The 25,368-nt window shown below is 72.3% G+C and carries 20 protein-coding genes; 14 read left to right on the plus strand and 6 right to left on the minus strand.

Features of this window, described 5'->3' with window-relative positions; translation table 11 throughout:
• Positions 1–115: 115 nt before the first annotated feature.
• Both OP04_RS12900 and OP04_RS12905 read right to left on the minus strand, forming a co-directional pair.
• Positions 116–640 (minus strand): CGNR zinc finger domain-containing protein, encoded by a 525-nt coding sequence (locus tag OP04_RS12900; protein ID WP_033339766.1) that lies wholly within the window; start codon positions 638–640, stop codon positions 116–118.
• 100 nt (positions 641–740) lie between these two features.
• Positions 741–2,654 (minus strand): HelD family protein, encoded by a 1,914-nt coding sequence (locus OP04_RS12905; protein ID WP_033339767.1) that lies wholly within the window; start codon positions 2,652–2,654, stop codon positions 741–743.
• Between the two features lie 65 nt (positions 2,655–2,719).
• Between OP04_RS12905 and OP04_RS12910 the strand changes: the two genes are divergently transcribed.
• From OP04_RS12910 to OP04_RS12945, 8 genes are all read left to right on the plus strand, one after another.
• A complete protein-coding gene (locus tag OP04_RS12910; RefSeq protein ID WP_232323564.1) occupies positions 2,720–3,349 on the plus strand; it encodes a TetR/AcrR family transcriptional regulator in 630 nt (209 codons plus the stop codon).
• Positions 3,350–3,589: 240 nt separating this feature from the next.
• Positions 3,590–4,429 carry a glycosyltransferase family 2 protein gene (locus OP04_RS12915; RefSeq protein WP_232323565.1) on the plus strand — a complete coding sequence of 280 codons (840 nt, stop codon included), beginning with the start codon at positions 3,590–3,592 and terminating at the stop codon, positions 4,427–4,429.
• Positions 4,426–5,424: a glycosyltransferase family 2 protein gene (locus OP04_RS12920; RefSeq protein WP_198153805.1), complete on the plus strand. Its 999-nt coding sequence runs from the start codon at positions 4,426–4,428 to the stop codon at positions 5,422–5,424. The genes OP04_RS12915 and OP04_RS12920 overlap by 4 nt, the downstream gene beginning before the upstream one ends.
• Before the next feature lie 34 nt (positions 5,425–5,458).
• The gene (locus tag OP04_RS12925; RefSeq protein WP_157239751.1) at positions 5,459–6,484 is read left to right on the plus strand and encodes a polysaccharide pyruvyl transferase family protein; all 1,026 of its coding nucleotides are present in this window, start codon (positions 5,459–5,461) and stop codon (positions 6,482–6,484) included.
• On the plus strand, positions 6,481–7,749 hold the full coding sequence (locus OP04_RS12930) for a glycosyltransferase (protein WP_033339769.1): 1,269 nt from the start codon (positions 6,481–6,483) through the stop codon (positions 7,747–7,749). The genes OP04_RS12925 and OP04_RS12930 overlap by 4 nt, the downstream gene beginning before the upstream one ends.
• Positions 7,746–9,746: a hypothetical protein gene (locus tag OP04_RS12935; RefSeq protein ID WP_033339770.1), complete on the plus strand. Its 2,001-nt coding sequence runs from the start codon at positions 7,746–7,748 to the stop codon at positions 9,744–9,746. The genes OP04_RS12930 and OP04_RS12935 overlap by 4 nt, the downstream gene beginning before the upstream one ends.
• Before the next feature lie 150 nt (positions 9,747–9,896).
• A complete protein-coding gene (locus OP04_RS12940) occupies positions 9,897–11,450 on the plus strand; it encodes a lipopolysaccharide biosynthesis protein (protein ID WP_033339771.1) in 1,554 nt (517 codons plus the stop codon).
• Entirely contained in the window at positions 11,447–12,370 is a 924-nt protein-coding gene (locus OP04_RS12945; RefSeq protein ID WP_033339772.1) for a beta-1,6-N-acetylglucosaminyltransferase, read from the plus strand. Before OP04_RS12940 ends, OP04_RS12945 begins: the two co-directional genes overlap by 4 nt.
• A gap of 131 nt (positions 12,371–12,501) precedes the next feature.
• On the opposite strand, the gene OP04_RS49585 is transcribed toward OP04_RS12945, so the two are convergent.
• Positions 12,502–13,956 (minus strand): glycoside hydrolase family 16 protein, encoded by a 1,455-nt coding sequence (locus OP04_RS49585; RefSeq protein WP_051797736.1) that lies wholly within the window; start codon positions 13,954–13,956, stop codon positions 12,502–12,504.
• A 309-nt stretch (positions 13,957–14,265) separates the two neighbouring features.
• Here OP04_RS49585 and OP04_RS12955 point away from each other — a divergent pair, with 309 nt between their 5' ends.
• Genes OP04_RS12955 through OP04_RS12965 form a run of 3 tightly spaced genes read left to right on the plus strand, consistent with a single transcriptional unit; the run spans position 14,266 to position 20,572 of the window.
• On the plus strand, positions 14,266–17,262 hold the full coding sequence (locus OP04_RS12955; RefSeq protein ID WP_157239756.1) for a methyl-accepting chemotaxis protein: 2,997 nt from the start codon (positions 14,266–14,268) through the stop codon (positions 17,260–17,262).
• Entirely contained in the window at positions 17,259–18,812 is a 1,554-nt protein-coding gene (locus tag OP04_RS12960; protein ID WP_033339773.1) for a chemotaxis protein CheW, read from the plus strand. Before OP04_RS12955 ends, OP04_RS12960 begins: the two co-directional genes overlap by 4 nt.
• A 23-nt stretch (positions 18,813–18,835) precedes the next feature.
• Positions 18,836–20,572, plus strand: a complete 1,737-nt coding sequence (locus tag OP04_RS12965) for a sensor histidine kinase (RefSeq protein WP_033339774.1) — start codon at positions 18,836–18,838, stop codon at positions 20,570–20,572.
• A gap of 28 nt (positions 20,573–20,600) precedes the next feature.
• Here the strand turns inward: OP04_RS12965 and OP04_RS12970 are convergent, their stop codons facing one another.
• Positions 20,601–21,098: a CAP domain-containing protein gene (locus tag OP04_RS12970; RefSeq protein WP_033339775.1), complete on the minus strand. Its 498-nt coding sequence runs from the start codon at positions 21,096–21,098 to the stop codon at positions 20,601–20,603.
• Between the two features lie 423 nt (positions 21,099–21,521).
• Between OP04_RS12970 and OP04_RS12975 the strand changes: the two genes are divergently transcribed.
• Positions 21,522–22,109, plus strand: coding sequence for a DUF3455 domain-containing protein (locus tag OP04_RS12975; RefSeq protein ID WP_051797739.1), 588 nt, complete (start codon positions 21,522–21,524; stop codon positions 22,107–22,109).
• Between the two features lie 70 nt (positions 22,110–22,179).
• Here the strand turns inward: OP04_RS12975 and OP04_RS12980 are convergent, their stop codons facing one another.
• Complete coding sequence (locus tag OP04_RS12980; protein ID WP_033339776.1) at positions 22,180–22,635, minus strand: SLATT domain-containing protein; 456 nt, start codon at positions 22,633–22,635, stop codon at positions 22,180–22,182.
• Positions 22,628–23,116, minus strand: a complete 489-nt coding sequence (locus OP04_RS12985; RefSeq protein ID WP_157239760.1) for a DUF4231 domain-containing protein — start codon at positions 23,114–23,116, stop codon at positions 22,628–22,630. Before OP04_RS12985 ends, OP04_RS12980 begins: the two co-directional genes overlap by 8 nt.
• Positions 23,117–23,239: 123 nt before the next feature.
• On the opposite strand from OP04_RS12985, the gene OP04_RS12990 reads away from it, so the two are divergent.
• Both OP04_RS12990 and OP04_RS12995 read left to right on the plus strand, forming a co-directional pair.
• A complete protein-coding gene (locus tag OP04_RS12990; RefSeq protein WP_157239762.1) occupies positions 23,240–24,400 on the plus strand; it encodes an acyl-CoA dehydrogenase family protein in 1,161 nt (386 codons plus the stop codon).
• Positions 24,401–24,472: 72 nt separating this feature from the next.
• A complete protein-coding gene (locus OP04_RS12995; RefSeq protein ID WP_157239764.1) occupies positions 24,473–25,333 on the plus strand; it encodes a protein kinase family protein in 861 nt (286 codons plus the stop codon).
• The last annotated feature ends 35 nt before the right edge of the window (positions 25,334–25,368 follow it).

Here is a 25,368-nt window from a genome sequence, read left to right on the forward strand (position 1 = left end):
CTGAGTAAATGGCACCGGCTTCGTGGTGGTCGAGGAAACCGGCCGGCCACTCGTAGCGGTTGATGCAGACGTCTCTATCAGGCCGGTCACGCCGCCGTGGCGCGGATCAGGCCGGTCACGCCGCCGTAGCGCGAGCGCGATGGCGGCGGACCGCATCGCGGTTGGCGCAGGTGGTGGAGCAGTAGCGCTGGCGGCCGGTGCGGCTGACGTCGGCGAACGGGGCGTCGCAGCCCGGCTCGGCGCAGCGGCCCAAGCGGTGCATGCCGCGGCCGGCCAGGTGGAGAGCGGTGCCGACGCTGATCAGCGTGCGGAGCAGCCAGGCGAGCGGCAGGTTCGCACCCCGGTAGTGGACGTGCCAGCCGTCCTCCGCGTGGTTGGTGAGCCGGGGGTGGGCGGACGAGCCGGCCAGCAGGCGGTTGAGCCGGTCGGCGCGGGTCTCGAAGTCGGTGGCGTCGACGACCTCGAGCCAGGACGTCAGGAACTCGCGGGTGGCGTGCAGGTCTCCGTCGGTGACCGGCTGCTCGATCATCAGCTCGACGGCGCGGCAGCGGGCCTCCAGCTCGGCGGCGGTGGCCGGCGGGTCGCGCAGCAGGTCTATGGCGAGCAGGACCGCATCCTCGCCGTAAGGGTTGATGTGCACAAGGGCATTACATCATCGTTGACGGCATGACGGAACAGCACACCTGGCGCACCGTTTCCAGCCACCACACCAGCACCGGCCCGATCCGCTACCAGCGCTGTCACTGCGGCGCCTGGCGGCTGGCCTCCTCCAGCGCCGCGGGCAGCGGCCGGGAGTGGATCACGTCCAGCCTGGAGACCGCGCGGGTGAGCACCACGTAGAGCCGGTTCAGGCCGCGCGGCTCCGCGTCCACGATCTCCGTGGGCTCGACCACGATCACGTGGTCGAACTCCAGGCCCTTGGCCAGTGCCGCGGGCAGCGCGGTCAGCCGCGGCGAGGACGGCAGCGACAGCCCGTCCACCGACGCCGCGATCACCGCGACCGAGCCCTCGTGGTCCAGCGCGGCCAGTGCGGTGTCGTGGACCGAGGCGCCGGGCAGGAACCGGACCACGCCGTCCGCGCGCACGGACCGGGCCGGCGGCACGTCGACACCGAGCGGGCCGAGCAGCCGGTTCGCCACCGCGAGCACCGCGGCCGGGACCCGGAAGCCGGCGGTCAGCGGCGTCACCGGCGCGTCCGGCCGGCCGAGATGACCCAGCTGCGCGCGCCACGACGTGGCGGCCCACGGCGTGGTGCCCTGTGCGAGGTCGCCGAGCACGGTCAGCGAGCCGTGCGTGCTGCGGCGTGCGATCGCGCGGCACTGCATGGGGGAAAGATCCTGTGCCTCGTCCACGATGATGTGGCCGAAGCCGGGCAGCGCGTCGATCAGGCCGGCCGCCTCGTCGATCAGCAGCGTGTCCGCCTCGGTCCACCGGGCGGCGCGGGCGGAGCGGCGGCGGGGCCAGCGGATCGCGGCCCGTTCCGCGTCCGACAGGTCGGTGTCCACGGGGTCGCTGAGCAGCTCCGCGACCAGCTCGGCCGGTGTGATCCGGGGCCAGACCTGGTCGAGCAGCTCCCGGACCGGCGCGGCCCGGCTCGTGCGCTGCTGCCATGCGTAACCCGGCGTCTCGCCCCGTCGCTCCGCCTGCCGCTGCATCAGCGCGACGATCCGGGCACGCAGCCGTTCCCGGCCCACGCCGTAGCGCGGTCCCTCGGCGCGGATCCCGGCGACGAGCCGCTCGATGACGAAGACCGGGATCCGCCACCGGTACGACCCGTCGAGCACGGTCAGCGGCGCGGCGGGTGCGGCGATCCGGGACCAGAGCGCGCGCTCCAGCACGCCGGCCATCCGCACGTCGTGCTTGACCGCGGCGGCCTCCGGCGGGTCGGTACCGGTGATCTCCAGGTCCAGCAGGCCGGGCAGCGTGCGCTGCTCCACGCGCACCTCGCCGAGCGCGGGGAGCACGGCGGAGACGTAGTCCAGGAACACCCGGCTCGGGCCGAGGACCAGGACGCCGGTGCGCTCCAGCTGCCTGCGGTGCGCGTAGAGCAGGTAGGCCGCGCGGTGCAGGCCGACCGCGGTCTTGCCGGTGCCGGGCGCGCCCTGCACGCACACGGAGTCGCCGAGGCCGGCCCGGACCAGGTCGTCCTGATCGGGCTGGATGGTGGCCACGATGTCGCGCATCGGCCCGACGCGCGGCCGCTCGATCTCCTCGGTGACCAGGCGGCTCAGCGACCGGCCGTCGGTGAGCGGCTCGTCCTCGTAGCCGGTGAGCGTCAGGCCGGACCAGCCGTAGCGACGGCGTACGCGCACGCCCTGCGGGTCGGACGCGCGGGCCTGGTAGAACGCCCGGGAGACCGGTGCGCGCCAGTCCAGCACCAGCGGGGTGCCCTGCGCGTCGGCCACGCGGCGGCGGCCGATGCGGTGCCGCTCACCGTCCATCAGGTGCAGCGCCCCGAAATAGGGCGGGGCCTCGGGCTCCTCGCGCAGCTCCTTGAGGTGGCTCTTGAGCATCCGGCCGAGCACCTCGGCCGTGTAGCGGTCGCCGGCCACCATGGCGCCGGTCTCGACGCGGTAGGCCGCGGTGTCCAGCATGCGGGCCAGCGCCGCATGCACCTCATCCAGGAATGCGATCTCATCGCCGGGCACAGCCATGCCGGAAAGCTTAACCGAGTAAAGAAAATAACCAAGTCAAAAATTTGCCTGGTACGCTGAGCGGCGTGATCGAGAGCGAAATGGGCCTGCGCGAGCGTAAGAAGCAGCGCACCCGTGACGCCCTCTCCGCCGCCGCGATCGGCCTGTTCCTGGAGCGCGGCTACGACCGGGTCTCCGTCGCCGAGGTCGCGGCCGTCGCCGAGGTCTCCAAGCCGACGCTGTTCAAGTACTTCGCCTCCAAGGAGGACCTGGCGCTGCACCGGATCGCCGACCACGCCGGCGAGCTCGCCCGTGTGGTCCTCGGGCGGTCCTCCGGCACGTCCCCGCTGGCCGCGCTGCACGCGCACTTCCAGCACGGGCTCGACGCCCGCGACCCGGTGACCGGGCTCAACGATCATCCACAGGTGCTGGCGTACCACCGGCTGATCTTCGAAACGCCGGCCCTGGCCGGCCGCGTGGCCGCGCACGCCGCCGCGGACGAGGAGTCGCTGGCCGAGGCGCTGGGCGACACGCCCGAGCCGGTGGATCTCGTCGCCGCGGGCCAGATCGTCACGGTCCGCCGCATCCTGGCCCGGGAGAACTGGCGGCACCTGGCCGCCGGCGTCAGCGCGCAGGCGCGTTACCCGGGCGCGCTCGCCGCGGCCGACGACGCGTTCGCGCTGCTGGCCGGCGGGCTGTCCGTCCGCTACCCCTGAATTTATCCGCCGACCCACGTGTGATTTGTCCAAACGCGGGTAATTGGGGCGGTTTATCGCTTGGGTCCACTTCGCCTGGACCGCGATACCTTGCAGGCATTACCTGTGATTCGTGCGCTCTCCACCGATGTGCCCCGCCTACTCTGTAACGGTCACGGCACACAGCGTGACGGCATGCACCTACAACACCGGTGGTTTGGAGATGCCATGCAATATCACCATCACGCGCCGCCTCCTACGGTGAGCGTGATCGTTCCGGCGCTGAACGAGGCCCGGAACCTGCCGCACGTGCTCGGCTCGATGCCGGACGTGGACGAGGTCATCCTCGTCGACGGCGGCTCCGAGGACGACACGGTCGAGACCGCGCGACGCCTCATGCCCGGCATCCGGGTCGTCCAGCAGAACCGCAAGGGGAAAGGAAACGCCCTGGCCTGTGGATTCGCGGCCGCCAAGGGCGACATCATCGTCATGATCGACGCAGACGGGTCCACCGATCCCGGTGAGATCCCGCGCTTCGTCGAGGCGCTCCGCCGAGGTGCGGACTTCGCCAAGGGAACCCGGTTCGTAGCCAGCGGGGGCAGCGCGGACATCACGGGAATCCGGCGGCTCGGCAACAAGGCGCTCAGCCTGTTCGTCAACGTGCTGTTCCGGACGCGCTACAGCGATCTCTGCTACGGCTACAACGCGTTCTGGGCCGCCCACCTGCCGATCTTCGGGCTCGACCACACCACGCCGCGGCCCGCGTCCGGCGTCTGGCTCTGGGGCGACGGCTTCGAGATCGAGACGCTGCTGAACCTGCGCGTCGCGCGTGCCGGGCTGCGCATCGAGGAGGTCGCCAGCTACGAGCACCGGCGCATCCACGGCGTCAGCAACCTCAACGCGATCACGGACGGGCTCCGCGTGCTGCGCACCATCATGCGCGAATGGCCGCGCCGCCCGATCCCGAACCTGGAGGTCGAGGTGGCCGCCGCGGCCGCGACCGTGGCCGGGCGCCGGCACCGCGTCTCCGCGTCGATGCGCACGCGCGCCGCCGCCTCCGGTCGCAAGCCCGCCCGCGCGGGTGCGAGAGGGGTCTCGTGACCCTGCTCGCGCCGGAGGAACAAGCAAGAACAGGCGAGGGTACGGGCACGCCCGCGATCAGCGTCGTCATCTGCACCTACCACGAGCGGCGCTTCGGCGACCTCGTCGCCGCCTGCGCCTCCGTCACCGCGCAGCTCGCGCCGCACGACGAGCTCATCGTGGTCGTCGACCACAATCCGGAGCTGCTGTCCCGGGTGGACCGGGAGATCCCCGGCGTCCACACGGTCGCCAGCGCCGGGCCGCGCGGCCTGTCCGGCGCGCGCAACACCGGCGTCCGGCTCAGCCACTGCCCGGTCGTCGCGTTCCTCGACGACGACGCCACCGCCGCGGACGGCTGGCTGGACCGGGTCCGCGCCGGCTTCGGCGACCCGGCCGTGCAGGTCGTCGGCACCGCGGTCGCGCCGCGCTGGGCCGGCGGGGCCGCGCCGCGCTGGTTCCCGCCGGAGTTCGGCTGGGTGGTCGGCTGCGGCTATCGCGGCCTGCCCACGGTGCCGGCGCCGGTCCGCAACCCGATCGGCGCGTCGATGGCGGTCCGCCGGGCCTGCTTCTCCGAGGTCGGCGGCTTCTCCGAGGTCGTCGGCCGGATCGGCACGCTCCCGGTCGGCTGCGAGGAGACGGAGTTCTGCATCCGCCTGACGCGGCGGCACACCCACGCGGCCGTGGTCTTCGACCCGCGAGCCAGGGTGGACCACCTGGTACCCACGGAACGGCAGCGCTTCGGCTACTTCCTGCGCCGCTGCTACCACGAGGGCCGTTCCAAGCGCGCGGTCGCGGCGCTGACCGGGCCGGGCGACGCGCTCGCGTCCGAACGCCGGTACGTCCGCCGGGTCCTGCCGCGCGGCGTGGCCCTCGGTCTCGCCGGCGCGATCCGGCGGCCCAGCGGACTGCTCCGGTCCGGCGCGATCCTGGCCGGCCTGACCGTGACCGTCCTCGGCTACCTGGCCGGTCAGCCGGCCGGCATCGCGGGGGCCCGCGCCGGAAGGACCGATCGATGAGACGACACCTGAGTGACGTTTGGAGGGTCACACGGTGACCGACGCCCGCCTTGACGATCCCGTCCGCGCACTGACCGCGCGGACGGGAGCGATCCTGCAGGATCTGCTGCCCGGCGGCACGCACGTCGCGCTGCTCGACTTCCCCGCTCACGACAACGCCGGCGACTCGCTGATCCATCTTGGACAGATGGCCCATCTGCGGCGGCTCGGCCTCGTGGTGCGGTATCTGGCCGATGACCGGACCTACAGCCCCACGGTACTGCGCAAACGGCATCCGGCGGGGCCGATCTTCATTCAGGGCGGGGGAAATCTCGGCGACCTCTGGCCGCTGCGCCAGGACTTCCGCGAACGCCTGCTGCGCGAGCACCCGGACCGGCCGATCGTCCAGCTGCCACAGTCCATGGACTTCCGGGACCGGACCCGGCGCAGCCGTGCCAGCGCCGCGTTCCACGCCCACCCGGACCTGACGCTGCTGCTGCGCGACGAGACCAGCCTGGGCCGTGCCCGGGACGCGTTTCCGGGCGTACGCACCGAATTCTGCCCCGACCTCGCGCCCGGCGTGGGACCGCAGACGCGGACCGGACCGGTCACCCACGACGTCGTGCTGCTGATGCGCACGGACGGCGAGCAGACCGGAAACCATCGCATCGTCGTGCCGCGCGGCGCCACCACGCTGCGCACCGACTGGGGATTCCGGGGCACGGACCGGCTGCGCTGGGACCTGCTGCGTGCGCCGTCCGCGCTGGCCAGGCACGTGCCTTCGCTGCGCGGGCCGCTGCAGGGCACGGTGGAGCGCACGTTCGACGCGATCGCGGAGCACAACGTGGAGCGTGCCCGCGCGGTGCTCTCCCAGGGCCGGGTCGTGGTCACCGACCGGCTGCATGCGGCCGTGCTGGGCGCGCTGATGAGCATCCCCGTGGTCGCGCTGGACAACTGCTCCGGGAAGATCTCCGCGGCGTACGACGCGTACCTGCATGCCCTGCCCGGCCTCGTGTTCGCCCGCAACACCGAGGAGGCCGGCGCGCACCTGGCCACGCTGCTCGACGGCGGTGCGCGATGACCGCGACGCTGTCCGTGGAGAAGCCCGCCGGGGTGTGGTGCTGCGAGTTCGAGCTGTCCGGATCGGACGGCCCGGTCTCGGTCGTCCCCGGGAACGGCGAGTCGGCGATGCGCGTGCTGGTCCGGCTGCACGGCGAACCGCTCGGCTACCTCACGCGCCCGGCCGGTACGCCGGTGGACGCGCTGGTCGAGGGCGCGTGGCGGAAGTTCGGCCCGAAGGTGCTGGAACACCTGGCGGCCGAGGGCGCACCCCCGGCCGTGGGGCAGCGGCCCGGACCGGGCGGGCCGGCCTGCCCGAACCGGGCGGTCGAGGACGCGCACGTCACCGTGGTCGTCTGCACCCGGGACCGCGCGGACCAGCTCGGTGCCTGCCTCGATCGTCTGGCGCGCATCGCGTACCCCCGGCTGGAGTTTGTGGTCGTGGACAACGCGCCGTCGGACGACTCGACGAAGCGGCTGGTCACGGCGCTGACCGCGCGGGACGAACGGTTCCGGTACGTGTGCGAGCCGCGTCCCGGCCTGTCCCCGGCCCGGAACAAGGGCCTGGAGGTGGCGCGCGGGACCTACGTGGCCTACACGGACGACGACGTGTCGGTGGACGCCGGCTGGGTGCACGGGCTGGTCCGCGGCTTCGCGACCCGCGCGGACGTCGCCTGCGTGACCGGGCTGGTCTGCACCGCGTCGATCGGGAACGCGGCCGAGGCATACTTCGACGCCCGCAACTCCGGCTGGTCCGGCCGGGTCGCGCCGCGGCTCTACGACCTGCGGACGGACGGCGGGCCGCTCTACCCCTACTCCGCCGGGATCTTCGGGACCGGCGCGAACGTGGCGTTCCACCGCGACCGGACCATGGCGATCGGCGGGTTCGACGAGGCGCTCGGCGCCGGATCGCCGACCCGCGGCGGCGAGGACCTGGACGCGTTCGTGCGGGTGCTGCGCGCCGGGCACGCGATCGCCTACCAGCCGGCCGCGGTCGTCTGGCACCACCACCGGGCGGACCACGAGTCCCTGCTCCGCCAGATGTACGGGTACGGCACCGGCCTCACCGCCTACCTCACCAAGCTCGCGCTCACCCGCGACACCCGCCGTGACCTGCTGCGACGCATCCCGGCCGGGCTGCTGCGGCTGGCCCGGGTCCGCGGCGACACGCACCGCCGGCTCGACGGCGTGGCCGCGCCCCGGGCCGCGCTGCGCCGCGAGTTCGCCGGCTACCTCGCCGGACCGTTCCTCTACCTGCGCGCCCGTCGCGCCGGGCTGACGCCGTGACCACGCTGCGCACGGTCCGCACCGCGGACCCGGACGTCACCACCCGCCTCGCGCTCTCCGCCGGCAGCCTCGTGCTGCTGCCGCTGGCCGGGCTGCTGCACCTGTGCGGCGAGCCCGGCGGTCGCAGCGTGGCGCTGCTCGCGTTCGCGCTGGTCGGGCTCGGGTCCGCGCCGTGGGCGCTGACCACCGGGCTCGGCTGCGGCACCCGGCTCGCGCTGACCGCGCTGACCGGGCTCGGCCTGCCGGTCGTGGCCGGCATCGGCCTGCTGCTGACCGGACTGTGGCACCCCGTCGTGCTGTTCGTGCTGCTCAGCGCGGCCGCGGCGGTGGCGCACGGGCTCGCGCTCTACCGGGAGAGACCGGTGCTGCCGCCGGTGGACGGGCTGGTCGCGGTGCTCGGCGGCGCGCTCTGCCTGTTCGCCGCGCTCACCCACCGGCACCTCGACCCGGGCCTGTGGGGGTTCCTGGCCCAGATCGGACCGGTCTGGTACGCCGGGCTCGCGCTCATCCTGATCGGCCTGGCCACGTCGCGCGACCGCGGGCAGACCGGGCTCGCGGTCGCGGTGCTGGTGCTGGCGCTCACGCTCACCGTGACGCCCGCGCTGGTCTACGACGGGCCGCGCTCCCAGTCCGCGAACAAGCACGTCGAGCTGGTGCAGCAGATCCGGGCGAGCGGCGTGCTGGAGTCGTCGGTCAACGCGTACAACGCGTGGCCCGGGTTCTTCGCGGCCGTGGCCTGGCTCTGCGACGCGGCCGGGGTACGCGATCCGATGCGCCTCGCCATCGCCTGGCCGCCGCTGCTCGCGGTGTTCCGGGTGGTCGCGCTGCGGCACCTGGCCGGGCGGATGCTCTCCTCGCCGTACCAGGCGTGGGTGGCGGTCGCGCTGGCCGTGCTGGCGGACCCGATCGGGGCGGACTACTTCTCGCCGCAGTCGCTCGGCTTCGTGCTCGGACTGCTGGCCTTCAGCCTTGCTTTAGCAGGAAATATTCGGTTATTGGTGGTGGTGGGGTGCGTTCTTGCGGTCACCCATCAGCTCAGCCCGTTCATCACCGGCGGCATCCTCATCGTGCTCGTCGCATTCCGGCAGGTCAGACCGTGGTGGACGCCCGCCGCCATCCTGGTCCCGGCCATTGTCTGGACGCTCGCCCACTTCTCCGCGGTCGCCGGCTATCTCAGCCTGCACGGCGTCGGCAACGCCACCAACTTCCGGCCACCGCGCACCACCGCGGCCGACGACCTGGAACGCCTCCCGATCGTCACGGTCAGCGTGGTCGCGCTCTCCGCCGGCATCGTGCTGCTCGGCCTCGTCGCGGCCGGCGTGCTGCTCACCCGGCTCCGGGACGAGCGCGCCTGGGCGATGGCAGCCTGTCCCGCGGTCGGGCTGGCCATCATCGCCGGGAACGCGTACGGCAACGAGGGCATCTTCCGGGCCGCGCTCTTCGGCATCCCGTGGCTGGCGATGCTGGCCGCGGGCGCGTTCACCGCGCGCCGGTGGCCGTACCTGCTGGCCACGACCGCGGCGCTCACCGCCACGTTCGTCACGGCCGCGTTCAGCATGGACGCCACCAACGTCAGCCGGCCCGGCGACCGGGCCGCGTTCCAGTATTTCCTGGCCCAGCCGCGCGGCAGCTGGATGCTGATCCTCGGCGCCGGCGACCTTCCCAGCGTGCCGCCGACCAGGGAACGCACGCACGTCTCCGTCTACCGGCCCCAACTCGACCCACCGGCGGACCGGCCGGCCGGCGAGACCGCGTCGCAGGCGGTTCCCCGGCTCACCACGCTGCTGGAGGAGTACGCGGACACGCAGGCGAACTGGAAGACCGATCGCCTCTACGCGCTCTGGTCGCCGGTCACCTCCCTCTACGGCTGGGAGTACGGGCTGCACACCCGCGACGACTTCGCCGCGCTGCGCGACGCGTTCGCGGCCGCACCCGGCTGGTCCGTCGCGTTCCGCTCCGGCGACACCGTCGTCTTCGCGTACCGGGCGACGGCATGAGCGAGCTTGCGAGCGAATCATGGGCTCAGTGCCTGAACTCATGCCGACGGGGGAGCGAAGCGGAGGAGGCGGCATGAGCGAGCTTGCGAGCGAATCATCGGCGCAGTGCCTGAACTCATGCCGACGGGGGAGCGAAGCGGAGGAGGCGGCATGAGCGTCGACACCCACATGTCCCGGCTGTTCGGCCGCGACTCGCTCTACATGGTGCTCTGGGCCGTACAGCTCGGCTGCGCCGCACTGATCACGCCGGTGCTCACCCGCTTCCTCGGCACCGGCGAGTTCGGCACGGTCGCGGCCGCGAACACGGTCATGCAGGTCCTGTTCGTGGTCGGCGGCTTCGGCCTGCAGACCGCGGTCCAGCGCGCCCACGCACGCGCCGGCGGCCCCTCGGACGCCCGCCGGATCGTCACGCTCGCGATCGTGCTCGCGCTGGCCGTCACCGCGCTCGCGCTCGCCACCGCCGCCGGCTGGGCCCGCCCGCTCGGCCTCGCCGCCGAGATGCCCGCGCTGCGGCTCGCGATCGTCTGGGCCGGCCTCTCCGCCGTCACCAACGCCTCACTCGGACTGCTCCGCAGCCAGGACCGACTCGCCGCGTTCGCACTGGTCAGCCTGCTGCAGTCGGCCGTGGCCGAGGCCGCCAGCCTCGGATTCGTCGCGCTCGCACGGCCGGCCGCGGAGAGTTTCCTGATCGGGCAGGCGCTGCTGCAGGGCGTGGCCGCGCTGGCCGGGCTCGCACTCGCGCCCCCGTTGCTGCTGCGCCTGGCGGATCTTCCGATGCTGAAGGCCGCGCTCGGCTACGCGATGCCGCTGGTGCCGGCCGTGCTCGGACTGCTCGTGCTCTCCACCGCGGACCGGCTCATGATCCAGGCGGAGCTGGGGGCGGACGCGGTGGCGCGCTACCAGGTCGCGTACAACGTCGCCTCCGGTCCGATCCTGCTGCTGGGCGTGCTCAACACGGCGTGGATGCCGCGCTTCTTCGCGCTCGCGGAGGACGGGGACCGCGCGGCCGTGCTCGCGGCCAGCCGTGACCTGCTCTACCGGCTGCTGGTGCCGCTGGTGGCCGGCGTCGCGATCGGGGCGCCGTTCGTGCTGCGGGTGTGGGCGCCCCCGTCGTACCGGCCGGAAGATCTGTATTGGGTCTTCTCGCTCATCGTGATCGCGGCCGTGCCGTTCGCCGCCCAGCTGGCGCTGCATCGAGCGCTGGTCGCGGCCGGTCACACCGGCGTCGTCGCGGTGGCGGTCTGCGCTGCCGCGGTCGCGAATCTGCTGCTCAACCGGCTGATGCTGCCGCCGTTCGGGCTGGCCGGGGCGGCGCTCGCGACGGTGGCCGCTTATGGGCTGCTCTATCTGGGGCTGCGCCGAGGGGCCGCCGTCACGACGCCGGTCCGGCCGACGCCGGGGCGGTTGCGGGCGCTGATCGCGGGGTCGGTCCTGGTCAGCCTCGCGGTCGCGGCGGTCCCGGACACGCGGCTGTTCCTGGCGGTGCGCGCGGCGCTGGTCCTCGGGACGGTCGTCTGGTTCTTCCGCATCCTGGCGGGGCTGCGACGTGGCACGTCACGATCGGCAGGACGTGGGGCGGCGCCGGGAGCCGCCGGTTCCGCGCCGGTCGGCGTTGCATCGGCGGCGATCGCCGCCGCCGGTCCAGTCGGCCCCCGGTGCGTCTGCGTGACACCCGACGCCTGCGCCTGCCGGGCCGCCTCATGACCGAGCCGCTCTCCGTCGTCCTGCTCGCCCACGCCGACCCCGCCCAGGTCCGTCGCCTGATCGGCACGCTCGACGACGTACCGATCTTCCTGCACTGCGATGCGCGCACGCCGCCCACGGTCTGCCGTGCGATGACCGCCGGACTGCCTTCCCGGGTCACGGTCGTCGACCGGGTCAGGACCGCGCTGGCCAGCTGGTCGCTGGTACAGGCCGAACTGACCGCGCTGCGTGCCGCTGTGCGAGGCGTCGACGCCCGGCACATCGCCGTACTCTCCGGCGCCTGCTACCCGCTGACCGGCGTCGCGGACCTGGTCCGGGAGCTCGCGGTCTGGCAGGGCCGATCATGGATCACGAACCTGCCGCTCCCGCTGCCCCGCTGGAGCACCCCGCGCCACCCGGACGGCGGACTCTGGCGTCTCAACCGCCGCTACCTCACCCGCCGCGACGCGGTCCTGCACCTCGGCGGCGTGCCGCTGCGGTGGCCGTGGCCGCGCGAGATCCCCGCGGAACTCTCCCTACGCGCCGGCGGCCACTGGAAGATCTACTCCGCCGATCACGCCCGCCTGCTGCTCGACCTGGTCGACTCGCGGCCGGACCTGATGCGCTTCTGGCGTACCACGCTCATCCCCGAGGAGACGTTCGTCCCGACCATGCTGGCCAGCCCGGCGTTGGCCGGAAGCGAGGCGCTGCCGGTGTGCGAGGCCGGCGCCTGGTACATCGACTGGTCCGCCAGCCCCGACGGCCACCACCCACCCTGGCTCACCGAAGCCGACTTCGACCGGTTGAAGGCCGCCCGCTGGGCGCCGCCGCTGACGCCCGCGGGGCCGTCCGCCGGTGGCGAGAACCGGCGTCTCTTTGCCCGGAAGTTCCGGTCCTCCGGCCCCGAGATTCTGGATCGCATCGACGCGGAACTTCATTAGGCTCAAGATCTAGATCTAGTTCATTTTCCCGCTGCCGGACCACGCCGGAAGCGGGTAAGTCTGCTTTCGGGGGTTTTGTTTGGGATAGAGGGAGGCCCGGCACAGCGGGGGTGCTGTGCCGGGCGTGGGGGTCAGAAGGGGGTGCCGCCCTCGTGGATGGTGATTTCGCCGACGGTCATGGTCTTGGGGAAGGGGGCGGTGACGGGATTGGTGCCGTTGGAGACGGCGACGTTGAGGACGAGGAACTGGTCGCTGCCGAAGGGCCAGGTACGGCCGGAGGAGATGGCGTCGGCGGCCCAGACGGTCATGGTGGGTTTGCGGTCGATGTAGAAGCGGACGACGTTGCGGTCGAAGTAGACGCCGTAGCGGTGGGGGCGGGCGTCGAGGGACTCGCGGATGTCGGTGGTGCCGCCGGCCTCGCCCCAGCCGTAGGGGAGGTCGGTCTTGGGGGCGCCGGCCTTGGCCATGTGCATGGCGCTGTGGGCGAGCGTGGGGGTGGCGCCCCAGCCTTCCAGGATGTCGAGCTCGCCGGCGGCGGGCCAGCCCTGGGTACGGGTGTTGACGCCGACGGTCCAGAAGGCGGGCCACACGCCGGCGCCGACTGGGGCGGTGATCTCGGCCTCGACGTAGGAGCCGGCCTCGACGACGACCTTGCCCTCGGTGGTCAGGCGGGCGCTGGTGTAGTCGCGGGTGATGCCGTCGGCGCCGCGCACGGTCTGGCGGCGTGCGGTGACGGCGAGCTTGCCGGTGCCGGTGAGGGACGCGTTGTCGGTGCTGGTGGTGTACGTCTGGAGTTCGTCGTTGCCCCAGCCGTTGCCGCCGGTCTCGTAGTTCCACTGGGACGCGGACGGCGCGGTGCCGGCCTTGCCGGTGAACGATACGACCTTCTCGGGAAGCGTGTCGGTCTTGGCGGGGAGCGCGGCGGCGTACTCCTTGACGCTCACGCCGGTGACCTCGAACGTGAACGCGCCGGTGGCGGGCAGGCCGAGGTAGACGGCGGTGTCGGACCAGCCGGCGGCGCTCGCCACGAACGTGCGGGTGATCAGGTGCCAGCCGGCGTCGTTGTACTTGCCGTAGACGGCGGCGTCGGCGGGGCGGTGCCCGTAGTTGCCGTTGGCGAGCAGCATGCCGATCGACGCGCTGGACGCGCGGGTGTCGCGCACCCACGCCTCCATCCGGTAGACCTTGCCGGCGGTGAAGAACTTCTGCGGGTCGCGCATCGGGACCAGCGCGAACGCCCAGCCGGACCCGGAGCCGGGGCCGACGGCGGTGCGGGACAGCTCCATCGCGGTCTTCGCGGTGAACGGGCCGGAGACGCGCGGGACGCGGCGCACGGTGACCGGGCCGGCGCTGGAGGCGGCGGTCCAGCCGGGCGCGGTCGTGCTGCCGGTGCCGTCGGCGACGCCCTCGGCGCTGGCGGCGTCCGGAGCGCCGGAGGTGACGGTGATGGCGCGGGCGTTGTACGGCTTCGGCTTGGGGTGGACCGTGGCGATGGCGCCGACGGCGGCGACGGAGAGCGTGACGGCGGCGAGCGCGACGATCGTGACGGTTCGTCGAGTCCCGCGCCGGGCGAGGTGGGCGCGCATGGTTATGAGGACCTTCGATAGGGGGAGCGTGCGTGGGGGTGCCGTTTGCGGCGGCGACGAGCCCTATCGGGGATGCCGGGGGTGCCCTGAGACCGGCACCGAACGGCAACCGGCGGACAACGCGATTACTCGCGATTCGCCGGACATTTCCGGATTTATGTGAATCAGCCGGGGGAGGGGACCTAACCTGCTGAGAGCCGGAGAGGCAACTTCTGAACGGTTGCGGCCCGGTTGTCTCAAGGTTGTCTTTCGGTTGCCGATGAGACCTCCGAGAGCAGGGCGGGAACCGCGCCGAAAGGGAGCAACACAGTGGCTGAATCCGGTTCGCTGATCAACGCCGAGAGCGGCATGATGCTCGAGGGCGCGGCGCTGCGCCTGCTGCTACAGGAACGCCTGGTGCTGACGCTGCACGCCAAGTCCGGCTCGATCCTGGCGGTGAACCAGCGCGTGCTGGACGTCGCCGACATGCCGATCAACAAGGTCGTCGGGATCAAGCTCGAGCACCTGTGGAAGATGCCCGGCCCGCTGGTCGACCGGATGCTGGAGACGGCCGCGCGCGGCGAGTTCATCGAGCAGGTCACCTCGATCTCCGACGGCAACAACCGGCAGCGCTGGCTGCGCCTCAACTGCGGCCCGGTGTCACCGCCGGCCAAGACCGCCGCCCCGCCGGCCAAGGCCGCGCCCGCGAAGGCCGCGGTCTCCACCGCGGCCGCTGCTGCCGCCGCCGCGAAGGAGGCGGCCACCTCCACCGGTGCGTCGTCCGCCTCGGCCGCGCCGGTCGAGATCCCGCCGGAGACGAAGCTGTCCGACACGGTGCTGGTCACCGCGTACGACATCACCGAGGACCGGCGGCAGATCGGCGAGCTGAAGGGCAAGTACGCCGCGATCGACCGCGCCCAGGCCGTGATCGAGTTCGACCTGACCGGCACGATCCTGCACGCGAACGAGAACTTCCTCGGCCTGGTCGGCTACTCGCTCGGCGAGGTGGTCGGCAAGCAGCACCGCGTGCTCTGCGAGGAGTCCTACGCCAACAGTCCGGAGTACGAGAAGTTCTGGGATCGGCTGCGGTCCGGCGAGTTCGAGTCCGGCGAGTTCAAGCGCGTCGGCCGGGGTGGCCGGGAGCTGTGGATCCGGGCGTCGTACAACCCGATCTTCGACCTGGACGGGCGCCCGTTCAAGGTCGTCAAGTACGCGATGGACGTGACCGAGACGAAGCTGCGCACCGCGGAGTTCGAGGGCAAGGTCAACGCGATCTCCCGTGCGCAGGCGGTGATCGAGTTCGATCTCTCCGGCTTGATCCTGGACGCGAACCAGAACTTCCTCAACGCCACCGGGTACGAGCTGAACGAGGTCGTCGGCCAGCACCACAAGATGTTCGTCGAGGAGGAGGAGGGCCGCAGCGCCGCCTACCGCAACTTCTGGCAGGCGCTGGCCCGCGGCGAGTTCGAGTCCGGCGAGTACAAGCGGGTCGGCAAGGGTGGCAAGGAGATCTGGCTGCAGGCCACGTACAACCCGATCTTCGATCTGAACGGCCGCCCGTTCAAGGTGGTCAAGTACGCGATCGACATCACCGAACAGAAGATCCGCAACGCGGAGTTCGAGGGCAAGGTCTCCGCGATCGACCGCTCCCAGGCCGTGATCGAGTTCGACCTCAAGGGCAACGTGCTGCGCGCCAACCAGCTGTTCCAGGAGACGATGGGCTACTCCGAGTCGGAGATCGTCGGCAAGCACCACCGGATGTTCGTCGACGCGGCCACCTCGTCCAGCGGGGAGTACCGCGAGTTCTGGCAGCGGCTCGGCCGCGGCGAGTTCGAGAGCGGCGAGTACAAGCGGGTCGGCAAGGGCGGCAAGGAGGTGTGGCTGCAGGCCAGCTACAACCCGATCTTCGACATGGCCGGGCACCCGTTCAAGGTGGTCAAGTATGCCAGCGACATCACCGATCAGAAGACCCGCAACGTCGAGTTCGAGGGCAAGGTCAACGCGATCTCCCGCGCGCAGGCCGTGATCGAGTTCGACCTGCAGGGGCGCGTGCTCGCGGCCAACCAGAACTTCCTCGACCTGCTCGGGTACTCGCTGGAGGAGGTGCGTGGCAAGCACCACCGGATGTTCGTGGACGAGGAGGAGTCGAAGTCCTCCGAGTACGCCGCGTTCTGGGAGAAGCTGTCCCGCGGCGACTTCGACGCCGGTGAGTACCGCCGCCGCACCAAGGGCGGGCGGGACGTCTACATCCAGGCCACGTACAACCCGATCTTCGACCTGGACAACCGGCCCTACAAGATCGTCAAGTACGCGGTCGACATCACGGACGCGAAGATCCGCAACGCGGAGTTCGTCGGCAAGGACCGTGCGATCAACCGCGCCCAGGCCGTCATCGAGTTCGACCTGGAGGGGACGATCCTCGCGGCGAACGAGAACTTCCAGCGCGCGCTCGGCTACTCGCTGCGCGAGCTGGTCGGCCAGCACCACAGCATGCTCTGCGACAGCGACTACATCACCTCGGCCGAGTACCGCGACTTCTGGCTGCGGCTGCGCAAGGGCGAGTACCTGGCCGGACGCTTCCACCGGGTCGGCAAGTACGGCCGCAGCGTGTGGATCCAGGCCAGCTACAACCCGATCTTCGACATGCGCGGCGAGCCGATCAAGGTGGTCAAGTACGCGCACGACATCACCGAGCAGGTCGAGCTGGAGCAACGCCTGACCACGAAGACCCGGGACATGGCCACCTCGATCAAGGCGCTGGCCGACTCGATCGACGAGATCGTGGCGAACGCGCAGCAGGCCAGCGGCCTGGCCGGCGAGACGCAGAGCAACGCGGAGCAGGGCTTCGAGGAGCTGCGCAAGTCGATCGAGGCGATCGACCTGATCGAGAAGTCGTCCGACCAGATCGCCGCGATCGTGAAGGTGATCAGCGAGATCGCGGGCCAGACCAACCTGCTCGCGTTCAACGCCTCGATCGAGGCGGCCCGCGCGGGCGAGCACGGCGTCGGCTTCTCCGTCGTCGCCGGCGAGGTCCGCAAGCTCGCGGAGCGCTCCTCCGAGGCCGCCCGCGAGATCAGCAACCTGATTCACGAGTCCGCGGCCCGGGTCGGCCAGGGCTCGCAGGTCTCGCACCGCGCCCAGGCCGCGTTCGCGGACATCCTGAAGAGCGTCGCCTCCACCGGCGAGTCGATCCGGCGGATCGCGGACTCCACGCAGAAGCAGCAGTCCGCGTCCGTCACGGTCACCCGCCTGATCAACGAGCTCACCGGGCCCGGCAACAACCACGAGCAGGCCGAGCAGGTGCTCGAGTCGAGCGGCAAGTCATGACCACCACCATGTTCGACCCGCAGTCCGACTTCGCCGGCCTGCACGCGAGCGCGGACACGCTCTTCGGCGTCTTCCGCATCGATCGCATCCGGGTCGCGCTGCCGCTCACCGAGCTGCGCGAGGTCATCCCGTGCCCGCCCGAGTTCAGCCCGCTGCCCGCGCGTGCGCCCGGCCTGGTCGGCGCCGTGAATCTGCGGCACCTGGTCATCCCGGTGCTCGACCTGCGCCGGCTCACCGGCATCGAGGACGCCACCGGCGACCAGGTCATCGTGATCGTCGCCCAGCAGGGCCGCGTGTTCGGCCTGATCGCGGACGAGATCGAGGGCGTCAGCCGGGTGTCCGGCGACGCGCTCATGCGGATGACGGTCGGCGGTGACCTGCCGTCGCTCTTCTCGCACAGCTTCGAGCGGCCGGACGACGACGCCGTGGTCTCGCTGCTCGACGCGGAGGCGATCGCGGCGCTGCCCGGCATGCCGGTGGTCCGGGACACCGGGCCGCGCGGCGTGCCGGTCGAGGCCGAGGGCGTGGTCGCGGACGCGTCCCGCCGCACCGTCATGCTCATAACCTGCGGCGAGATCGGTCTCGCGATGGAGGTCGACGACGTCCACTCGGTCATCCCGACGCTGACCGTCCGCTCCTCGCCGCTGGACGGGCCGGCCTGCCGTGGCGTCGTGCACCTGCACGGCCACGCCGTGCCCGCGGTCGACCCGCTCGGGCTGCTCGGCCTCGGCGGGATGAGCGAGGGCGGCACGCTGCGTGGCGTCGTGCTCGCGCTGCCCCGCGGCCTGATCGTGCTCACCGTCAACGACGTCGCGCACATCGCCTCCGTGCCGAACGCGGACGTGCTGCCGCTGCCGCCGCTCGGCATGCCGAAGTCCGAGTTCATCTCCGGCGTGCTGCAGTACGAGGGCGCCCGCCAGTACGTCATGGTCGACGGCGACGCCATGCGCCGGGACGCGGAGCTGGACGCGCTCGCCGCGCTCGGCCTGCCGCTCGACCCGCGCAAGGCCGCGGCCGTGACGGACGGGCCGCCCGCCTCCGAGGAGCAGCCGCGCACGGTCGGCGCGCAGCGTACCCACGAGGGCCGGCACGTGGTGCAGAGCGTGCGGAAGTTCCTGACCTACAACGTGGGTGTGGAGACCGCGACGCTGCTGTCCCAGATCGGGGAGATCCTGCCGTACCCCCGCGAGGTCATCCCGCTCGACAGCGGTGGCGTGATCAAGGGCGTCTTCACCCACCGTCGTACGTCCGTGCCGCTGCTCTGCCTGCCCACGCTGCTCGGCCGGTACGAGGAGATCAACCCGGACACGTCCCGCGTGCTGCTCGTGGCCGTGGAGCGCGACGACGGTTCGAGCAGCGCGGTCGGCTTCATCGTCCCGGCGCTGCACGCGATCGAGGACTCGGTGTGGGAGGAGTCCGGCGGCGAGAACGAGTACTCCGGCCTGTCGCTGAGCAACAGCCCCCTCGTCAAGATCGGCACCGAGGAACAGGGCCGCATGATGCCGCACATCGACCTCCACCGCATCGCCGCGGCCGAGCTTTCCTATTAGCAGTTCGAGGGGGTACGGCCCGGGTGCTCAGCCGATTCGTCAGATCAGAGTGGCGTCATCTCGCCCTGCCGCTGGCCGTGTGGTTCGCGTCCTGCGCGGTCGCCACCTGGGGCGCGCTCTGGGTCGAGCAGCGTGGTGAGGCGGAGATGCGGCACCGCTTCGACGAGCGGATCCAGTACGCCGCGGGCGCGGTCGCCGGCCTGGCCGGTCGCGACAACGGGCCGTCCAGCCCGCTCGGCCGCTACCTGAAGCACACGACCTCGATCTCCGGCGCGAAGGTCTACCTGATCGACGCCGCGGGCCGGGTCCAGGGCAGCAACGACGACAACGCGGTCCGCTGGGCGCTGATCGAGAACCAGGACCGCGCGGTCGCCGAGGCGCTGAGGGACGGCGACCGCGGTCTCTACGGCACGGCCGGCGCGGAACGGTACTTCGTGGCCGAGGACGTCTCCGGCGGCCGGATGCTGGTCGCCTCCGTCCCCACCGCCGACCTGTACGGCCCGATCATCACCGCGAACCTCGCGGTCCAGTCGACCACGGCCGGGCTCGGCGGCCTGGGCCTGGTCGCGGTCTTCACCGCGGCCCGCGCCGCGCGCAACCGCGCCGCGCTGCGTGCCAGCGAGGCCGAGTTCCGCGGGCTGTTCGACAACAGTCTGCTCGGCATGGTGGTCACGCGTACGGACGGTGAGATCGAGCGGGTGAACCGGGCGTTCGGCACGCTGCTCGGCCACGAGCCGGGCGCGCTGCCGCCCGGTGGGTGGCCCGGCATCCTGCACCCGGACGACGCGCAGAGCATCTCCCTGCTCGCGGCCCGCGCGATGTCCGGCGAGATCCCGGGGTTCACCGCTACGGTCCGGCTGCGGCACACGTCGGGGCGGACCGTGCCGGTCGAGGTGACCAGCACGATCATCCGGGACGAGGCGGGCGAGCCGGTGCACTTCAGCACGCAGCTGCTGGACGTCTCGGAGCGGGCGCGCCGGCAGGAGGAGCAGCGGGCGTACCGGGAGGAGCTGGCCGTCCGTGCGCGTGACCTGCAGTCCGCGAACGCGGGTCTGCAGGCGGCGAACCAGCGGGTGGCCGACATGGTCGCGATGCTCACCCACGACGTGCGGCAGCCGATCGCCACCATCGCCGGCTACTGCGAGCTGCTCACCGACATGTGGGAGGACACGGACGACCGGGCCAAGCGGCGCGACGTCGACCGGATCGCCGCCACGGCCGCGAGCATGAGCGGGTACGTCGAGGAGATCCTCACGCTGACCCAGGTCGACGCGGACACGCTCTTCGCCCGCCCGGCGCCGCTGACCGTGGCGGACGTGGTCACCGAGGCGCTGGCCCATCTGACCGCCGGCGAACGCGCCGGCGTGAGCGTGTCCGTCGACGAGCAGCTGCGCGTCTTCGCGGACCCGCGCCAGTTGCACCAGATGCTGGTCAACCTGGTCGGCAACGGACTCAAGTACGGCGAGCCGCCACTGGCGGTACGCGCGCGGGCGCTCGGCGGCGGCGGCGTCGAGATCGAGGTGAGCGACTCCGGCGAGGGCGTGCCCGAGGACTTCGTGCCGCACCTGTTCGATCGTTTCGCGCGCGCCAGCAGCGGCGTGGCGCCGACGAAGAAGGGGACCGGGCTCGGGCTCTACATCGTCCGGCAGCTCGCGCTCGCGAACGACGGGGCCGTCGAGTACCGGCCGCACCAGCCGTCCGGTGCGAGCTTCGTGCTGACGCTGCCGACCGTGAAGGCGGAGCTGCACGCCGCGGTGTGAGGGGCCCGGCCGGGCCCCTCACGAATGGCTACTTCCCGAACTCCTGCGTCCAGTAGAGGACGCCGTCGGAGTTGCGGACCGCGCCCACGCCGATCAGCGTGGACCGGCAGTTGAGCATGTTCCGGCGGTGCCCCGGGCTGCGCAGCCAGCCACGCGTGACGCCCTCGGCGTTCTTGTAGCCCCACGCGATGTTCTCGCCCATCGGCTGCGAGGTGAAGCCGGCCTCCTTGGTGCGCTGGGTGAAGCGGCTGCCGTCGGCGCCGGTATGGCTGAAGAAGTCCCGGCGCGCCATCTCCCTGCTGTGCGACTCCGCGGCCTTGGCCAGGGACCGGCTGACCCGCAGCTTCTCGCAGCCGGCCCGGACCCGGGCCGCGTTCGTCTGTGACACGACCTGCGCCTCGAACACGGAGGTCCGGACCGAGGCGGAGGAGGCGGAGGCGGAGGACGCGGTCGCGGCCAGCGCCAGGCCGGAGGCAGCGGCGGGGCCGAGCACGGCGAGCGCGGCCAGACGGACGATTGTGCGCAAGAGTGTGTCACCTCTCGGGTCGGTAAATTCATTCGCCGACGCCGGACGAGCGCCGACGAATCACCCGGCTGAGCCTTTGGTTCGCTCCCGGATGCTGCGACGATTCACTACACACAGCAGACACTTATTCCCGGCTGTCCGGACACTTTTTCACCATTTTCCGGACACGGTGACCAGGGTGTGCTTTCGCGGACACGCAGCGTGAAAGGCGTCGGGAGATGTGTCGGCGTACCGATGAATGGTTGCCCGTAATGGCGCGGGCCGATTTCGTGAAAATGGTTCACGGCTCAAAAATATTCGCATTAATTTCGTCCGAGCCTGAACCGCGGATGGTCGCTCATCCGTGTTGGGTGGCGGCGGCGTTCACCGGAGCATCCACGGGGCGCCGCTGCAACTGACCCGGAACTGTCCCCTGGAGGACACGTGAACAAGACCAAGTCGCGCACGATCAAGATCGGTGCGGCCGTGGCCGTCGCCGCGGCGCTGATCGGCGGCACGCTCGCCACCGCGAACGCGGCGGAGCAGGCGCCCGCCGCGGACCTGTCCGCCGCCGACGTCTCCGCGCAGGGCCGCGGCGGCCCGAAGATCCCCACGGAGATCGCGGTCCCGGCCGGCAACCGGCTGATCGGCGTCATGCAGGCCCGCGGCCAGCAGGTCTACACCTGCACCGCCGGCGCATGGGTCTTCACCGAGCCGGTCGCCACGATGACCGGCCTGGTCAACAACCGTCCGACCACGGCCATCCACTTCAAGGGCCCGAGCTGGGAGTCCGTCGAGGACGGCTCGCTCGTCACCGCCACCGGCGACGGCACCTCCCCGGTGACCGGCTCCATCCCGCAGCTGCGGCTCAAGGCCACGCCGGCCGCCGGCTCCGCCGGTGTCTTCGGCAAGGTCACCTTCATCCAGCGGCTCTCCACCAGCGGCGGCGCGGCTCCGGCCGGCGCCTGCACCGACGGCACCCGCCAGGGCGTCGCGTACCGCGCGGAGTACCGCTTCTACACGGCCGGCTGACGCCGCCGGAGACCTGCCGCACGCGCCAAGGGGGAAAGGGGCGCCCGCGAGATCGTTTCGCGGGCGCCCCTTACGCGCGGTCCGGCGGGTCGTCGACCAGCTCCTCCCAGCGCACGTGCTCCTGGGACAGCACGCTCTCGACCGCGGTCACGTACGCCGCGACCTGCTGCGGATCGGCCGTGGACGGGTCCGGCTCGATCGCGCGCAACGCGTACAGCCGGTCGGCGGTGTTCTGGTACAACCCGCCGATCGGCTCATAACCGAGCAGCGCGTCGTAGCCGGTGATGAACGCGGCCGCGCCCGCGAACGCCACCGCGAGCACGCCCCAGCCGGCCCGGAACGCCCAGATGTCCGCCGCGCCCAGCACGCCGCACGCACCGGCTGCCAGCAGCAGCATCGTGCTCGCCATCAGGGCCTGTCCGTGTGCGGTCGCGTACTCGTCGGCGCGGCTCTCGTAGTAGGCGAACTGGTCCGCGTACCGGTGCCGGAGGTAGGCCCGCAGCGCCTGTTCGTCCCGGTCAGTCACGATCGCTCGCTCGCGCGACCGCGGAGATCAGGTCCGTGGCGGTCCCGGTCAGGAACCGGAAGTAGACCGCCCGCAACGCCTCCGCCTCCCGCCGGCAGCGCTGGAACTCCGGCAGCGACCGGCGGCGCAGCGCGTACCCGGCGGAGACCGTGGCGCCGGTGGCCGCCAGCCCGGTCACCACGCCGGGCCACGGCGAGGACGCCCACGCGGCCTGCGCGGCGCCGCCCACCGCGGTCAGCACCGCCAGCGCCAGCATCACGGTCTGCTGACGACGGTGCCGTCGCTGATGCCGCTCCGCGTCCCGCTGGGCCCGTAGCAGTCGCGGCACCAGCTCCCGGCGCAGCAGGTCCAGCTCCGCGGCGAGCGCCGGGAAAGCCAGTTCCTCCTCAGTGGACAACGGCGGGCGTGGCGGATCCGGCCGGCCGAGCGGAAATCTGCGCAGCAGAGCCGGTCTCCGCCGGCCTACGGAAACCCAGGTCACGCACGGCAGCGTATCGGTCACGCGCATGCACGACCGGGGTCGTGCGATCGGACGATGTCCCCTCGACTGGAAAAACCACGCCGTGTCCCCCCGAAAGGGCCGCCGATCGTCTAATTTGGCGCGGTGAAAGCTGGACGCCCGCCGACCCCCGAGCAACGGGAGGCCGAGCACCGCACCTGGGTGACCCGCGCCGAGCGGGTCGCCGAGCTGATCGACGGCCACACCCGGCGCGCCGCCGACCGTGATCCGGCCCCGCCCGTCGCCGAGGCGGAGCTGCTGCGCCAGCACGGCCTGCTCACGCTGCTGACCCCGGCCGCGCACGGCGGCGCGGGGCTGACCTGGCGCACCGCGCTCGCGGCGGTCCGCGTCCTGGCCCGCGCGGACGGCCGGATCGGCTACCTGCTCGGCGACCACTACGTCAGCAACGCCTCGATCTGGCTGGCCGGCGGCCCGCGCGTGCAGCAGCTGCTCGGCCGTCCCTCGGCCGAGCGCCAGTGGCTGTGGAGCAACGTCGTGGTGCCCGGCGCAGCGCCGCTCGACCTGGCCGCCGACGGCGACGGCTACCGGCTCTCCGGCGCGCGGCTGGCCACGGTCGGCGTGGCCGCGGCGGACATGACCGTGGTCGCCGCCGCGGTCGCGGACAGCGCGGAGGCGCTGCTGGTCGGCGTGCCGCGGGACAGCAAGGGCGTCACGTTCACGCCCGAGCCGGAGAGCGCGGCGCCGCGCCCGGACGGCGTCAACGTCCGCTACGACCACGTCTGGGTGCCGTCCGAGCACGTCGTCTGCTCGATGGACCCGGACCGGGCCACGCCGCGCGCCTCGCTGCTCGGGCTCGCGGTCCAAGCGGTCGCCGGCCACCTCTGCCTCGGCATCGCGGAGGGCGCGATGGCGTACTGCCGGACCGGCCGGTCCACCGGCGTCCGCGCGCTCGCCGGCTACGGCACCTGGGTGGCCGCGCTGGATGCGGCCGGCGAGCTGGCCGACCGGGTGGCCGAGCGGCTGGGTGACGCCGCGCTGCGCCCCACGCTCACCTGGCCGGAGCGGGCCGAGCTGGCCGCGCGCGTGTCGCGCCTGCCGATCCTCGCGGCGGACCTGGCCACCGAGGTCACGTTCGGCCTCTACGAGACCACCAGCGACTGGCCGGCCTCGGCGCAGCAGGGCTTCGACCGCTTCTGGCGGGACGCGCGGGCCTACACGGCCGGCATGGCCGTCGACAAGCGCCGCCGCGAGGTCGCGCAGCACTACCTGACCGGCGCGGAGCCGGCCCGCACCGACCTTGCCTGAAAAAATCATCAATGGGTACGAATCGGAGCTGATCGGACGCGCGCCGTGCGACCACCACTAGGGTCGGCTGCCATGACAGCAGCTCCGGGCGGCATGGCGTCGATGCCGGGCGATATGGCGTCAGTGCCGGGCGACATCGCGGCGGCGCTGGGCAGCGCGGCGGCGGCTCCGGGCGGACCGTGGCGGGCCGGCGCCAAGGTGCGGCTCGGCCAGGCCGCGTTCCTGCTGCACGATCCGGTCACGGTCGAGACCGCGCCCGATCGCGGGCACGAACTGCGCCGTGCCCGCGCACGCCAGCTCACACCGGTCGCGCGTGACGTGTGGCTGATCCAGGCGCACTCGTTCCGGCCGACGCCGGGCGCCGGCCGGGCGCTCGACGACCTCGCGGCGCAGGGGCTCCTCATGGACCGGCTGCGGATCCTGCCCGGCCTGCCCCGCCTGATCGCCGCGGTGCCCGGGGCCGGCAGCGAGACGCTGGTCGTCGCGTTCCCGGCCGCGGGCACGCTGCCGGAGGTGATGGGCGCGGTCCCGTACCCCCGTCATGTTCTTGATCTTTTGTGGCGTGGGCTTCCGGCGCTGTGCGCGGCGCTGGAGGCGTTGCACGCCCGTGGCTTCGCGCATCGCGCGCTGCACGAGGAGGGACTGCTGGTCACGGTGGACGGCCGGATCCTGCCGCGGGACCTGGGCGCGGCCGCGTTCGCCGGGACCGGCGGCGACGAGCCGGGGCCGGCCGCGGACGTGCACGATCTGGCGGCGCTGGTCTACCGCGCGGTGACCGGCATCCGGCCGGGTTCGCCGCCGGTGCCGCCCGGCATGCTCCGGCCGGACGCGGCCGAGCTGGACGACGTGCTGCTCCCGGCGCTCGACCAGGACCCGTCGGCCCGCCCGCCGCTGGCCCGTCTCTCCCGCAGCCTGCGGCATCTCGCACTCTAGGGCCGCCGGGATCCGCCGGACAGGCAGGTCATCGG

It is taken from the genome of Catenuloplanes japonicus, assembly GCF_000717135.1.
Lineage (GTDB): Bacteria > Actinomycetota > Actinomycetes > Mycobacteriales > Micromonosporaceae > Catenuloplanes > Catenuloplanes japonicus.

Coding starts and splice junctions, on each gene's coding strand:
- OP04_RS12940 (WP_033339771.1), top strand. CDS start 9,897: ATGAGCGTCGACACCCACATGTCCCGGCTGTTCGGCCGCGACTCGCTC.
- OP04_RS12930 (WP_033339769.1), top strand. CDS start 6,481: ATGACCGCGACGCTGTCCGTGGAGAAGCCCGCCGGGGTGTGGTGCTGC.
- OP04_RS49585 (WP_051797736.1), bottom strand. CDS start 13,956: ATGCGCGCCCACCTCGCCCGGCGCGGGACTCGACGAACCGTCACGATC.
- OP04_RS12960 (WP_033339773.1), top strand. CDS start 17,259: ATGACCACCACCATGTTCGACCCGCAGTCCGACTTCGCCGGCCTGCAC.
- OP04_RS12905 (WP_033339767.1), bottom strand. CDS start 2,654: ATGGCTGTGCCCGGCGATGAGATCGCATTCCTGGATGAGGTGCATGCG.
- OP04_RS12945 (WP_033339772.1), top strand. CDS start 11,447: ATGACCGAGCCGCTCTCCGTCGTCCTGCTCGCCCACGCCGACCCCGCC.
- OP04_RS12995 (WP_157239764.1), top strand. CDS start 24,473: ATGACAGCAGCTCCGGGCGGCATGGCGTCGATGCCGGGCGATATGGCG.